This is a genomic window from Alphaproteobacteria bacterium, assembly GCA_017302575.1.
In the GTDB taxonomy this organism is placed as follows: Bacteria; Pseudomonadota; Alphaproteobacteria; order Rickettsiales; family UBA3002; genus JAFLDD01.
This window is the reverse complement of record JAFLDD010000001.1, coordinates 696,100-708,667: the sequence shown is the minus strand read 5'-3', so window position 1 is coordinate 708,667 and position 12,568 is coordinate 696,100. Positions and strand designations below refer to the sequence as shown.

General features: G+C 51.3%; 16 protein-coding genes. All 16 read left to right on the top strand.

From position 1 onward, the window contains the following. Positions 1 to 2: 2 nt before the first annotated feature. The 16 genes from J0M34_03690 to J0M34_03615 all read left to right on the top strand — a co-directional run bounded on the left by J0M34_03690 (position 3) and on the right by J0M34_03615 (position 12,497). Entirely contained in the window at positions 3 to 398 is a 396-nt protein-coding gene (locus J0M34_03690; GenBank protein ID MBN8543348.1) for a hypothetical protein, read from the top strand. Between the two features lie 292 nt (positions 399 to 690). Next, on the top strand, positions 691 to 966 hold the full coding sequence (locus J0M34_03685; protein ID MBN8543347.1) for a septum formation initiator family protein: 276 nt from the start codon (positions 691 to 693) through the stop codon (positions 964 to 966). Positions 967 to 1,132: 166 nt separating this feature from the next. Beyond that, positions 1,133 to 3,217, top strand: a complete 2,085-nt coding sequence (locus J0M34_03680) for a hypothetical protein (protein ID MBN8543346.1) — start codon at positions 1,133 to 1,135, stop codon at positions 3,215 to 3,217. A 65-nt stretch (positions 3,218 to 3,282) separates the two neighbouring features. Continuing rightward, a complete protein-coding gene (locus J0M34_03675) occupies positions 3,283 to 3,600 on the top strand; it encodes a hypothetical protein (protein MBN8543345.1) in 318 nt (105 codons plus the stop codon). Positions 3,601 to 3,679: 79 nt separating this feature from the next. Continuing rightward, entirely contained in the window at positions 3,680 to 4,300 is a 621-nt protein-coding gene (locus J0M34_03670; protein MBN8543344.1) for a ribonuclease D, read from the top strand. 3 nt (positions 4,301 to 4,303) lie between these two features. Further along, entirely contained in the window at positions 4,304 to 5,278 is a 975-nt protein-coding gene (locus J0M34_03665) for a KpsF/GutQ family sugar-phosphate isomerase (protein MBN8543343.1), read from the top strand. Between the two features lie 2 nt (positions 5,279 to 5,280). Further along, positions 5,281 to 5,922, top strand: coding sequence for an LPS export ABC transporter periplasmic protein LptC (gene lptC, locus J0M34_03660; GenBank protein ID MBN8543342.1), 642 nt, complete (start codon positions 5,281 to 5,283; stop codon positions 5,920 to 5,922). Continuing rightward, positions 5,919 to 6,440, top strand: a complete 522-nt coding sequence (gene lptA, locus J0M34_03655) for a lipopolysaccharide transport periplasmic protein LptA (protein ID MBN8543341.1) — start codon at positions 5,919 to 5,921, stop codon at positions 6,438 to 6,440. The genes lptC and lptA overlap by 4 nt, the downstream gene beginning before the upstream one ends. 47 nt (positions 6,441 to 6,487) lie before the next feature. Then, positions 6,488 to 7,342: an LPS export ABC transporter ATP-binding protein gene (lptB, locus tag J0M34_03650; GenBank protein ID MBN8543340.1), complete on the top strand. Its 855-nt coding sequence runs from the start codon at positions 6,488 to 6,490 to the stop codon at positions 7,340 to 7,342. A gap of 74 nt (positions 7,343 to 7,416) precedes the next feature. Beyond that, positions 7,417 to 8,934 carry an RNA polymerase factor sigma-54 gene (rpoN, locus tag J0M34_03645; GenBank protein MBN8543339.1) on the top strand — a complete coding sequence of 506 codons (1,518 nt, stop codon included), beginning with the start codon at positions 7,417 to 7,419 and terminating at the stop codon, positions 8,932 to 8,934. Continuing rightward, complete coding sequence (locus J0M34_03640; protein ID MBN8543338.1) at positions 8,924 to 10,153, top strand: CpaF family protein; 1,230 nt, start codon at positions 8,924 to 8,926, stop codon at positions 10,151 to 10,153. The genes rpoN and J0M34_03640 overlap by 11 nt, the downstream gene beginning before the upstream one ends. Positions 10,154 to 10,291: 138 nt before the next feature. Then, positions 10,292 to 10,870, top strand: coding sequence for a ribosome-associated translation inhibitor RaiA (gene raiA / locus J0M34_03635; protein ID MBN8543337.1), 579 nt, complete (start codon positions 10,292 to 10,294; stop codon positions 10,868 to 10,870). Between the two features lie 3 nt (positions 10,871 to 10,873). Then, positions 10,874 to 11,311 (top strand): PTS sugar transporter subunit IIA, encoded by a 438-nt coding sequence (locus J0M34_03630; GenBank protein MBN8543336.1) that lies wholly within the window; start codon positions 10,874 to 10,876, stop codon positions 11,309 to 11,311. Next, entirely contained in the window at positions 11,308 to 11,745 is a 438-nt protein-coding gene (locus J0M34_03625) for a serine kinase (protein MBN8543335.1), read from the top strand. Before J0M34_03630 ends, J0M34_03625 begins: the two co-directional genes overlap by 4 nt. Before the next feature lie 51 nt (positions 11,746 to 11,796). Next, complete coding sequence (locus J0M34_03620) at positions 11,797 to 12,204, top strand: PTS sugar transporter subunit IIA (GenBank protein ID MBN8543334.1); 408 nt, start codon at positions 11,797 to 11,799, stop codon at positions 12,202 to 12,204. Next, the gene (locus J0M34_03615; protein ID MBN8543333.1) at positions 12,201 to 12,497 is read left to right on the top strand and encodes an HPr family phosphocarrier protein; all 297 of its coding nucleotides are present in this window, start codon (positions 12,201 to 12,203) and stop codon (positions 12,495 to 12,497) included. The genes J0M34_03620 and J0M34_03615 overlap by 4 nt, the downstream gene beginning before the upstream one ends. The last annotated feature ends 71 nt before the right edge of the window (positions 12,498 to 12,568 follow it).

The following is a 12,568-nucleotide window of genomic DNA, read 5'->3' as shown; positions in this document are numbered from 1 at the left end:
TTATGAAGACCCGTCACGCGTTGATCCCATTATCATTGGCAGCATTATTCGCCATGCCTGCGCATGCTGAATATTGCCGTGAGTTCACCAAAGATGTTCTTGTCGGTGGGCGTTTGCAGCAAGCGTATGGCACATCCTGCATGCAGCCCGACGGCGCATGGCAAATCGTACAGCAGCCAACCATTCAAGCTGCACCCACGGTCACCTATGTGCAGCCCGTGAGTTACGTGCAGCCTGTTACCTATTACAATAGCTACTCGCGCCCGTACTATCCTCGCACATCATCCTTCAGCTTCATCTACAACTCAGGTGATCGTTGGGACCGCCACCGTGGTTACCGTAATCATGGGTATGGTTGGGGGCATCGCAAGCATGGCCACGGACATGGTCACTGGTAATATGTTTTGCACCTAGTTACAAAACTGCCACGCGAGGTAGCTTATTGAAAAATAAGCTACCTTTCGCTTATGCTATACGTGCGGATAATCACGAAAGGCTATTTTGTTCCACAAAGTTCGTGAACCACCACATAGCACTATAAAAATCGCTCCTAAGCTGTTATAAATTATAGGTATTTGACAGCAATAATAATTGTACAATCGTTCATAATAAACGATATGTGTATTACATTACAGGGGCTTACGTCTAATGAGGCGTGCGGCAGTACAGAAACTATCACCAATGCGGCTCATGCGGCCGCTATTGATTGTTTGCGCCGTATTTTATCTCGCCTATCACGTGATGCATGGTGAGCGCGGCCTGTTTGCGTTGATACGTGAAACGCATGAACACGAAGTGCTGCAAACACAACTGCAGGAAACGAAAATGAAGCGCGTGGCGATGGAACAGCGCGTGCGCCACATGCGCGATGATTCACTGGATCTCGATTTGCTCGACGAGCAAATGCGCCGCATGATGGGCATGATGCAGCCCGACGAAGTGGTGATTTTACTTCCAAAAAGCTAAGCGTTTCACGCGCGAGTATTCGCCCAAAATTTCTCAGCCGAGATTTATGACAAATCTGTGAAGTTTCACGCTATTTCGGCGTTGCAGCATCGAATAGTTTTGCGGTTTTTCCTGCCGTGGCGCACAGTGAAATTAATAATAATTAATTCTAAAAAATACGCAGGACATGTCTCGCAACGACAATAGCAATTCCAACGGCAGATTTGTAGCAACGCACGCAAGTGTGGTGGGTGCCATATCTAATTTCTGGATTGATGCGCTTTCTACTCAAACGCGCTTAGCTACCAGTATGATGCGCGCGGGCGCAGATGCAGTACAATCCTATAATCGTAGTGTACGTGAAGCATCCGAGGTCTATTGGGAATTAGCTACAAAAATTGCCGTCAATACCAACGCCCACTTCCTGCTTCAGTGGATGAAAAATGCCGAGGAAGTCCGAGAGCTCTGGAATATCGATTGGACAAGAGAATCAGTGGCGGCGATGAATGAACGTTATCCAGAATTCATGCAGTTCCGCAAGATGATCGATAGGCAGTTCCAAAGTTGGGATTACTCGCCAGCGAATAGCGCCTACGCGATGAGTCGCGAAGCGATGTTGGCCTACTTCCGTTTCTTACCACCACCCGTCGCAACGTGGATGAAGCATGAGTTGATGAACAATCCGCAGATTCAAGACATTGCGCATAGCAAGGGCATGATTGAGGCGATGGAGATCGTCGGCAGAACGCTGCCTGGACAAGGTGAGATTTTTGAATCGGATCTGAATCATCACTTTGTTACCGAGAATGCAGACGGCGAAATCGTGCCAGTGGATGATATGAAATTGATCGACGATATGTTCCCGCGCGCGACGAATGGTAATGGTCAGGCGTTCTTCCCGCGCATTATTCTCACGTCTAGTCATGCACGTGCAGAAAAGAACAGCGACATTACCGATATTACGCATGGCGTGCAGGCATTGGCGCGTGACAGTATTGGTAAGGGAAAACAGGAATTGGACATCGCGCATTTGGGAGATGGCGGATCGCTTGATTCCAGCAAAACACTCGTGCTGATGGCATGTGATACGGAGCAAAACCCGTTCTTAAATGGCGCCATGTTGCTGCGCAGGCTAGAAGAGCTACAGAGCATTAAGCATACAGGCGAATTACCAGAAGATAATTTTGAATATACCTCCGATGGAGCTAAGCGCATCGCTAAGCTGATGCTTCGCTGCATGGCACAAGACCCAGACGATGTGGATATGAACGACCTGCGACCACTTAAAGAAATCGGAGAGCCTATACAATTGCGTGCCCGTCCTGAGCTGATTGCACAGCATTTCCAACTCATTGGTTATAGTAAGGGCGGCAACGTAGTAAGTGACGCAATGCGTTATCTGATTCACGATTTAATGGCGCAGAGTGGTGGTGAATATCTCGTTCAAATGAATGGCCATGCGTTGTCTGAGCCAGAACATAAGGAAAAAGTGCGTGATCTCGTGCGTAATGTCGCGTGTATGTCCATCGCAGCACTCGAAGTGCAAATGGATAAATACTACAAAGAATGTGGCGTAAGACGCGCTTCATTCAACAATGAAAACGACATGATATCTGGTCATATGCCGTTTGATTCGACATGGGCCGACCGTAAGTGGACTATCAAAGGCACCAAAGAAAAAGCAGGACATGACCCCAAAGATGCGCTGGGCACTATTCACCCCCCAAAGCGTGGTTACGTACTGGATGATGCACAAGTGAGAAGGCGCGTATCCGAAGCCATGGCGCCGCTATATGGCAAGGCTGCTATGTCGAGCATTTCATACACAGATGAGCAATCACGCGCCGATGGCGCGATTGTTGTTGGCACCGCAGCAGGCACTTCAGACGAGTTATTTATAAACTATCAAGAGAAGATCGAAGATGCATTGCGTAAAGCGTTTGTGAAAGCGCGCTTCTCGCAAGAAGATGCGGATAAAGTACAGTTGCTAATTCCAGAAGTGGCAAATCGTCGCGCATTTGTATTGCAGGGGCCAGAGGGTTGGCGTGATGATCCAAAAGCGCTGCAAGCGCTTTATAATGGTCTTGCGCAACTTCGCAAAGAGCCCAATTCTGGATTGGTCGTTTCGGACGAGATTTTTGAAACGATTATCCCCAAACGTATAGCACATATGCAAACCCCAGAAAGGCTCGATAAATTGGCCAGCCCTGCGCTTCGCACTGCTTGGGAAAATTTTGAACTGGATACCACGCAGTTCCGCCAAAAATCCTAAGGCTATTTACTCTTCCTTAACTCTACGGTTACGTTTTCTTAATCCGCGCATGGTAGATTGGCAGTATGGATATATTGACCACACTCTATGTCGCTGCTGGGATGGGCTTCGCGATTGCCTTTATTCCACAAATCATCACCCTCTGGCGCGATAAGACGGGTGCGGCTTCCATCAATATCAGCACGTGGGGCATGTTTGCTGCCTGCAGCACCATCACCTTACTTTATGCCATTTTCAAGACAGACGACCCGTACTTCGTATTCTGCGCAAGCCTTGGCGTAATCGGCAATAGCGCCGTATTATTGCTGGCACTTAGCCGCCGTAATCGCGCGGCCGAGGCGTTAGATCTCTCTGAAGCCATCAAAATACCTGTAAAAAACTAAGTTTTTCAAGCTTCTACTTGTAAATCCTGCCTTGTTATGGCAGGTTTAGCCCCTATTTTGGAGAGCATAGGAGAAGCGTATTACCATCTTTTTACATCGGGGCGATTTGCCCAAAGACGTAACGTTTAACGGCGATATCGGTGTGGATTGTGAGGCTATGGGCCTCAATAATCATCGCGACCGCCTCTGCGTGGTGCAATTATCAGATGGCAATGGCGACGCGCACCTCGTGCAGTTCATGCCAGGCGAGTTCAACGCTCCCAATCTCTGCGCATTACTGACCGACCCCAAGCGTGTGAAAATTTTCCACTTTGGTCGTTTCGACATCGCGCTCATCAAACACTATCTCGGCGTGGTGACTGCTCCTGTTTATTGTACGAAAATCGCCTCGCGCCTCTGTCGCACCTATACGGACCGCCACGGTTTCAAGGACTTGTGCCGTGAGTTGCTCACCACCGAAGTATCGAAGCAGCAGCAATCCTCTGATTGGGGCGCTGAAGTGCTCACGCCTGAACAGCAAGAATATGCAGCGTCGGACGTATTGCATCTTCACAAGCTGCGCGAAAAACTGAACGTGATGTTGGAGCGCGAAGGCCGCACGAAGCTCGCTCAGGAGTGTTTTGCATTTCTGCCCAGCCGCGCCTTGTTGGATTTAGAGGGTTGGGCCGAGCAGGATATTTTTAGCCACGGCAGTAACTAACGCATGAATACCAAGCCGCACAGCAAGTCCCACCCGTTCATCGACGCCGCGCGTGATGTGTTGCGTTTGGAGATTGAGGGCATCGAAGCCATCTATGATTCGCTGGACGACGACTTTATCGCTATCATCGAATTGCTGGCGAAAGTCAAAGGCCGCGTGATTGTAAGCGGCATGGGAAAGTCTGGGCATATCGCCCGCAAAATTGCAGCGACGATGGCCTCAACGGGCACGCCTGCCTATTTCGTGCACCCATCCGAGGCAAGCCACGGCGATTTGGGAATGATTACCAAAGACGACGCGGTGATCTGCCTTTCCAATTCTGGCGAAACCTCAGAACTTCGCGATATGATTGCCTATACGCGCCGTTACGGCATCCCACTCATTGGGATCGCACGCCGCGAAGGTTCTGCACTAACCGAGGCTGCTGATATTGGCATCGTGCTACCTGAAATTCCTGAAGCATCGCCAACAGGCGCGCCAACCACCAGCACCACCATGACGCTGGCATATGGCGACGCAATCGCTATGGCGTTGCTCACCAAAAAAGGTTTCTCGCGTGATGATTTCGGTGCCTTGCACCCAGGTGGCAAACTCGGCAAAGCGTTCGTGCGTGTAGGTGATTTAATGCACGGAGCGGATGAACTTCCCACCACCAAAGACGACGCGCAAATGCGAGATGTCCTGCTAACCATGACAGCAAAGCGCTTTGGCTGCGCAGGGGTGGTGAATAATAAGGGCGAGATGATTGGTATCATTACCGACGGCGACTTACGCCGCCATATCGACAAAGATTTGATGAACGCAAAAGCCACTGAAGTGATGACTAAGAATCCAATCACTATCACGCGCAATATGCTCGCGGCAGAAGCGCTGGGCATCATGAATGATAAATCCATCACCTGCCTGTTCGTGCTAGAAGACGGTAAGCCCGTGGGGATTATTCATATCCATGACTGTTTGCGTGCAGGGGTGATGTAGCCGTGGTGCACGACCCGCAGCCACTACGCGTTGAAGATTTATTCGCGCGGCTGACGCGTTACACACGCTTTGTACTATTCAGTAAATGGTTTCTTGCTATCTTCGCGGTACTGGTGATCGCCTTCCTTATAGGTTGGCCACTGCTCACGCGTGACACAAGCGGCATGCGCGTATCCTTCGTGGTGACCGAAAACAAAGACGGTTCGCGCGCCATCTCGCCCATGATGAAAAATCCACGCTATCAAGGTGTCGATAAAAAAGGACAAAAATATACCGTAACGGCATTACAGGGTGTTCAGCGCACGCCTGTCATCATCGATTTGGAGCAGGTGCAGGCCGATATGTTCATGACCGACGAATCATGGCTTTCGCTAACGGCCGACAGGGCTGAATTCCATGATGATAGCAAGTTGCTCTACTTGCTCGGCAACGTGACGATGTTCCATGATGGTGGCTACAGCGTCGTCACGGAGCGTGCGGTGGTGGACACGAATACGTCACAAGCGGCTGGGGATATGGCAGTGAGTGGGCAAGGGCCGATGGGCAACTTGCTTGCCACGGGCTTTGAAATCAGGGATAACGGTAACATCATTAAATTTGGCGGCCAAGGCCGCGTGACCATGGAACTGGTAAAAGCGAAATGAAGCACTGGATTCGCGCAGTATGTATCGTGATGCTTGCCGCAAGCGCCCATGCGCAGCAGGCAGATACCAAAAAGCCTATGGAAGTCGTTTCCGATACGCTTGAAGTTTTGCAGAACGAACAAAAAGCAATCTTCGTTGGCAACGTGATTGCGACGCAGGGTAATATCAATATGCGCGCCGAACGTATGGTGGTGTTTTATCGCGAAACGCCTTCGGGCACGCAGCCAACTCCATCAGTGGGTGGTGCAAAAGGTATTTACCGCGTGGAAGCCTATGGCAACGTCATTTTCACAACGCCGACCGAAACGGGGCAGGGCGACCAAGCCATTTACAATGTGGACACCGAGACAGTGGACCTGATGGGCAATGTAACGATCACACGTGATAAGAACGTGCTCAAGGGTACAAGCCTCACCTATAATATGGCGACTGGTCGCAGCATCCTGAATAGTTCTTCGGGGCAAACAGGTGGCCGTGTGCGCGGGTTATTCGTGCCCAATCAGTCGGGAGCAAAATAATCATGAGCAGTTATGATGATGATGAGAATGATTGGATGAAGCGCTTAATGGCCAGCGCTAATAACGATCGTAGTAAAACACCCAATACGCCAATATCAACGCCATCTGCGCCAATCGCACCGCCTGCATCGCCATTTTCAACCGATCAGGATTTTGATGCACCAAAGCTTGTCAACAAAACCTCTGGCCTTGCGGTACGTAACTTAGGCAAGCAATACGCTAAGCGCCCAGTCGTGCGCAACGTGTCACTCGAATTGCAGCGCGGCGAGGCGGTCGGTCTTCTTGGCCCCAACGGTGCGGGTAAGACGACCTGTTTCTACATGATTACGGGCCTTGTAACGCCCGATTACGGTACGATTTACATGGACGGTGTGGATATCACCAGCCTGCCGATGTATCGCCGTGCCCGCTTGGGTATTGGTTATCTGCCTCAGGAGGCAAGCATCTTCCGTGGCATGACAGTAGAGCAAAATATCATGGCGGTTTTGGAAGTAAGTGAATCCAACCCAGAGCGACGCAATACACAGTGCGACGAATTATTGGCGGAATTCTCCATCACCCATTTGCGCCATTCACCAGCGATTGCACTTTCGGGTGGTGAACGTCGCCGTGCCGAGATTGCGCGCGCACTGGCTGGTCGACCAAGCTTTGTCCTGCTCGACGAACCTTTGGCGGGCATCGACCCTATCGCCATTGCAGAAGTGCGCGATATTGTGTCGCACCTTAAAGACCGTGGCATCGGCGTGCTTATCACCGACCACAACGTACGCGAAACCCTCGACATCATCGACCGTGCCTACATTATTCATGATGGTTCAGTGCTGATGGAAGGCTCGCCATCCGACATCGTGAATAACCACGAAGTGCGCCGCGTTTACTTGGGCGAGAAGTTTTCATTATAAAATTCAAGCGCTAAATTTTCACTTGGTCTATTTCTTGCATGGAAATAGCGAACGAATTTTGCTATCGTGCTCGCATGGTTTCATTAAAGCAAGAATTCCGCCAATCGCAATCGCTGGTCATGACCCAGCAACTGCAGCAATCTATCAAGCTGCTGCAACTTTCGGCGATGGAACTTCAAGAATTTATTGATGCGGAGTTGGAGAAAAACCCGCTCCTCTCGCGCGAGGAAAACGAAGCGCCCGAAGCAGCGCCCGCCGACGAGGAGGCTGCGGCAGCCGTTGTCGCCGACGACGGCGAGACAGATTATGAGCGCAAAGAGCTCGATGTTTCCGATAAGGATTATTCGGTCAACGAATCGCTGTATGATGAAGAATATGCGGGCGATTGGAATGACGAGGACCGCACGGATTTCAGCCGCTATTCTGCCGATACGCATGCGCAAGGTGGTGGTGCCTCCGCCCGCAATTTTGATGACGAAGACGGGCCGAATATCGAGGGCACGTTGTCATCCGAGAAAACACTAAGTGAACATTTGATGGAGCAAATCGCCATCGATATCATCGACCCGATTGAACGCGTACTGGCGATCGCACTTGTCGATGTTCTGGATGATTCGGGTTATTTACGCGAAGACACGAAATCATTGGCGGAGCAGCTTGGCGCCCATGCCAAGCAAATCGAAGCGGTGATTGCAAAGCTGCAAAAGCTTGACCCAGTCGGTGTATTCGCGCGCTCGCTTGCGGAATGCTTGAAGCTGCAATTGCGTGATATGAACCGCCTAGACCCCGTCATGGATAAATTCATCGATCATATCGAGTTGATGGGTAAGGGCGAGCTGGCTGCCCTCAAAAAAATCTGCGGTGTGGACGATGAAGATTTCGCGCAACTGCTTGCCGACGTAAGGTGCTGCAACCCCAAGCCTGCAAGCCGATTCGTCAAGGAAGAATCGCAGGTTGTCACCCCTGACGTATTAGTACGTCGTGCTAAAGGCGGGGGCTGGATAGTAGAATTAAATAGCGACGCGCTACCGCGTATTTTGGTGAACCGCACCTATGCTGGTGAAGTGAACAGCAAGAAAAACAAAGACGCTAAGAAATACCTCAACGAACAACTCGCGAACGCTAACTGGCTTATCAAAGCCCTCGACCAGCGCGCCCAAACCATCCTGAAGGTAGCCAAAGAAATTGTGAAACAGCAGGAAATGTTCCTGATTCACGGCATTCGCTTCTTAAAACCCCTCGTGCTCAAAGATATTGCCGAGGCCGTGGGGATGCACGAATCAACCATCAGCCGCGTGACAACCAGCAAATTTATCGCCACGCCGCGCGGTACGCTGGAAATGAAATATTTCTTCACATCCGCTATTAATAGCGGGGTGGGGGACAATGAGTTCTCGAGTAAGACCGTGCAATACTACATTAAAGAGCTGGTCGATGCCGAAGAGCCTAAAAAGATACTATCGGACGAAGATATTGTCGCAAAACTCAAGGATAGGAATATTGACGTTGCGCGTAGAACGGTGACGAAATATCGTGAGGCCATGCATATTCCCTCATCAGTGGTGAGAAGGCGGCAGAAAAATGGCGGGTGACGATAAGATAGTGGATCAGCGCATCGCGATGTTGGAAACGCAGCTTCAACTGCTGACCCGCGTGCTAGGCATTGACCACGAGCCCGAAGCCCCAGTCGTTACCCATCACGATAAAGAGCAGCTATTGCGTGCCATTGAAGAATTAGCGCCGCTCAAGCCCTTGCTAGATGATGAGCGCATCAATGACATTCTTATCAACGGCAATCGCGGTGTCTATGTCGAGCGCCGTGGGAAGCTCGAAAAATCCGATATTACCTTTCCGAGCGATGCCACGGTATTCAAGCTTGCTGAAGCGATTGTCAATCGCGTCGGCCGCCAAATTCATCCGCGCCGCCCATTGGTGGATGCGCGCTTGCCGGACGGCTCGCGCGTGAACATCATTGCGCCGCCACTTTCGGTGGATGGTACGATGATCTCGATTCGTAAGTTCAGCAAGAACACCATCACGCTGGACGATATGGTGCAGAACCAAAACCTCTCGCCGCAGCTTGCGGAATTCCTCAAAGTTGCTGGCAAATGCCGCCTCAATATCATCATGGCAGGTGGCACGGGCTCGGGTAAAACCACGCTGCTCAATGCCGTTTCCCAACATATTCTTGAGGACGAGCGTATCGTCACGATTGAGGACGCAGCCGAGCTTCGCCTTGCCCAGCCACATGTCGTGCGTCTTGAAACCAAGCCCGTTACGCTTGGTCGCTCGCGTGAGGAAGAGGTAACGATTCGTGACCTCGTTAGAAATGCGCTACGCATGCGCCCAGACCGCATTATTGTGGGTGAGGTGCGCGGGGCCGAAGCTTTCGATATGATGCAGGCGATGAATACGGGTCATGAAGGCTCGCTCACCACGATTCACGCCAACCACCCGCGTGATGCTCTGTCGCGTATCGAAAACATGGTGAATATGGCGAACTTGAACTTGCCGCCTGCGGCGATTCGCAGCCAAATTGCTTCGGCGATTCACCTGGTCGTTCAAATCAGCCGCCAGCGCGATGGCCACCGCCGTGTGACCTATGTTTCCGAAGTGGTGGGCATGGAAAGCGATGTGGTGACCATGCAGGACTTATTCGTATTCCAGAATAAGGGCGAAGATAAAAACGGCATGCTTCAGGGTGACTTCCGTTGGAGCGGTATCATGCCGCGCTTCATTCGCCGTGTCGCATATTATGGTGAGTCCGAGCGCTTGGCCAAGGTGTTGGGCGTACGTCTGCCTAATCTCTAACCATCTATAATCCTAAGAATTTTCCTTATTCTATTGGAAATCCCCTAATTAAATGCTATATGTAAATGTACTCCTCCGTGCATTCTGCGCGATGAAAGAGCAAGCAAACTAGAAAACAAAAACATCAGGAGAAAAGTGATGCAATTGCAGATTTCAGGTCGTCATGTTGATTTGGGTGAATCGTTCCGTGCGCACGCGGAAAAACGACTGAACGACTCCGTCTCAAAATATCTTGATCGTGTACCAAACGTGGATGTGGTGGTTGGCAAAGAAGCACACCAGTACCGCGTGGATATTCATGGCAATACAGGCACGCATTCGGGCATCGTGGTGAAAAGCCAAGCATTTGCACCGGATGTTTATGCAGCATTTGACGCAGCCGCCGAGAAGATCAGCAAACAACTTCGTCGCTATAAGCGCCGTCTGAAAGGCCACCACCATGGTGACCGCAAGGATACGAACATCTTCAACGCGCGTAAATATGTGTTGCAGACCGAGCGCCACGAGGAGCTAGAAGAGCAGGGCGCACCTCTAGTAATCGCTGAGAAATCAACGCCTGTTGAAACACTCACGGTAAGCGAAGCGGTCATGAAAATGGATCTTGCCCACTTGCCAGCCTTGCTGTTCTTCAATGCAGCGAATGGTCGTATCAACGTAGTATATCGCCGTGAAGACGGTAATATTAGCTGGGTTGATCCTGAAGGTATGGCGGCCTAACGCATGCAATCCTTGGCAGACATACTCACCAAGGATTCGATTCTGTTGGATTATAACGCCAATAGTCTGGAGCAGGCATTGCAAGCAATTGCTACGCTTGCTTCAGAAATGAGTGGCCTACGCCCGCAAACCATCATCGAGAAATTGTCGGAGCGCATCGCGCAAGGTGTGGGCGTGGGTGGTGGTGTTGCCATTCCCCATGCGAGATTTGAGGGGTTACACCGCACCATAGGGTTTTATGTTAGGCTGCGCGTACCACTGCAATTAGCAGGTCAACCCGTTGATACCATGTTCATCATGCTTGCCCCTGAATATGCAGACGCAGAGCATTTAAAGGCGTTGGCGCACGTTGCGCGCTTGCTGCGCACACCTGAATCACGCGACCGCCTGAATCGTGCCGACAGCAAAGAATCGGTCTTTGATCTGCTTGCGGCGGCATGAGCGACTATCTTCACGGCACGGCAATTATTTGGAAGGAAGCAGGCATTCTGCTGCTTGGTGCATCTGGTTGCGGTAAATCCTCTCTCGCGGCGGAACTCATTGCGCGCGGTGCAGTGCTAATTGGTGACGATCAGGTGAAGCTGGTGAGCGAGGCAGGGCAGATGATCGCAGAAGCGCCCAAAGCACTCGAGGGTGTGTTAGAACTGCGTGATTTGGCGCTGATACGCCTGCCTCATATCGTCCGTCACCCCATCCATTTGGTAGTGCATATTACGCCTCATGGCGCATCTCCAGCCCCGCATGACGCGTTGAAATCGATACCCTCCATAACGCTACCGCCCCATCGCGGCGACAGTGCCGCAAAGCTCATGCTCTACGAGGAAGCGTTGCAGGAAGGGCGCGTGCTGCCAGAGGATTGGAAACCCAGCGCATAAAACGTCTAAAGCCCTTGCAAACCCTGTGGTTCAGGGCTAAACCCACCCTCTATGATTGGTATCGTTATCGTCACCCATGGCAATCTGGCGAAAGAATTTATCGCCATTGCGGAACATGTGGTTGGCAAACAGCAACATATCATTCCCGTCTGTATTGGCGCGGAGGACGACATGGAGCAACGGCGTCAGGAAATCCTGACGGCCATTAAGCATGTTGACCAAGGCAAAGGCGTGGTTGTTCTTACCGATATGTTCGGGGGCACGCCCAGCAACCTAGCCATCTCATCGATGGTGCAAGGGCAGGTGGAAGTGATTGCGGGGATTAACCTGCCAATGCTGATTAAACTAATCTCCGTGCGTCTAAGCTTGCCGCTTATGACTGCCGTGCTAACTGCGCAAGAAGCAGGGCGTAAGTATATTAATGTGGCCTCAAACCTTCTCAAGAAGCAGAGCGCATGAGCATCGCCGCGCGCGTCACGATCCAAAATCGCAAGGGCTTGCATGCCCGCGCTGCTGCTAAGGTTGTCAAAACTGCTACGCAGTACGATGCGCAAATCCGTGTCACCCGTATTCTGCGTGAAGGCGAAACCGTGGATGTTCCAACCGTGGGTGCAACGTCGATTCTGGGGTTGCTGATGCTGGCGGGAGAGACAGGCGTGCAGCTTGATTTAGCGGCAGATGGCCCGCAAGCCCAAGAGGCAATCGACGCGTTGGTAAACCTCGTAAATCGTAAATTCGACGAGAGTGAGTGAAGGGTTCTGTGTTATTCGAGCGCCAGTAGGCGCGAGTCAGCCATGAGCCAGCGAAGCTGCGCGAAGGACTA

What these genes read in the sequence shown, in the direction of transcription:
- J0M34_03615 (MBN8543333.1), top strand. Translation starts at nt 12,201, where the DNA reads ATGAGCATCGCCGCGCGCGTCACGATCCAAAATCGCAAGGGCTTGCAT.
- J0M34_03620 (MBN8543334.1), top strand. Translation starts at nt 11,797, where the DNA reads ATGATTGGTATCGTTATCGTCACCCATGGCAATCTGGCGAAAGAATTT.
- lptB (MBN8543340.1), top strand. Translation starts at nt 6,488, where the DNA reads ATGGCCAGCGCTAATAACGATCGTAGTAAAACACCCAATACGCCAATA.
- J0M34_03690 (MBN8543348.1), top strand. Translation starts at nt 3, where the DNA reads ATGAAGACCCGTCACGCGTTGATCCCATTATCATTGGCAGCATTATTC.
- J0M34_03685 (MBN8543347.1), top strand. Translation starts at nt 691, where the DNA reads ATGCGGCCGCTATTGATTGTTTGCGCCGTATTTTATCTCGCCTATCAC.
- lptA (MBN8543341.1), top strand. Translation starts at nt 5,919, where the DNA reads ATGAAGCACTGGATTCGCGCAGTATGTATCGTGATGCTTGCCGCAAGC.
- J0M34_03625 (MBN8543335.1), top strand. Translation starts at nt 11,308, where the DNA reads ATGAGCGACTATCTTCACGGCACGGCAATTATTTGGAAGGAAGCAGGC.
- J0M34_03675 (MBN8543345.1), top strand. Translation starts at nt 3,283, where the DNA reads ATGGATATATTGACCACACTCTATGTCGCTGCTGGGATGGGCTTCGCG.
- J0M34_03680 (MBN8543346.1), top strand. Translation starts at nt 1,133, where the DNA reads ATGTCTCGCAACGACAATAGCAATTCCAACGGCAGATTTGTAGCAACG.
- J0M34_03630 (MBN8543336.1), top strand. Translation starts at nt 10,874, where the DNA reads ATGCAATCCTTGGCAGACATACTCACCAAGGATTCGATTCTGTTGGAT.
- J0M34_03640 (MBN8543338.1), top strand. Translation starts at nt 8,924, where the DNA reads ATGGCGGGTGACGATAAGATAGTGGATCAGCGCATCGCGATGTTGGAA.
- raiA (MBN8543337.1), top strand. Translation starts at nt 10,292, where the DNA reads ATGCAATTGCAGATTTCAGGTCGTCATGTTGATTTGGGTGAATCGTTC.
- rpoN (MBN8543339.1), top strand. Translation starts at nt 7,417, where the DNA reads ATGGTTTCATTAAAGCAAGAATTCCGCCAATCGCAATCGCTGGTCATG.
- J0M34_03665 (MBN8543343.1), top strand. Translation starts at nt 4,304, where the DNA reads ATGAATACCAAGCCGCACAGCAAGTCCCACCCGTTCATCGACGCCGCG.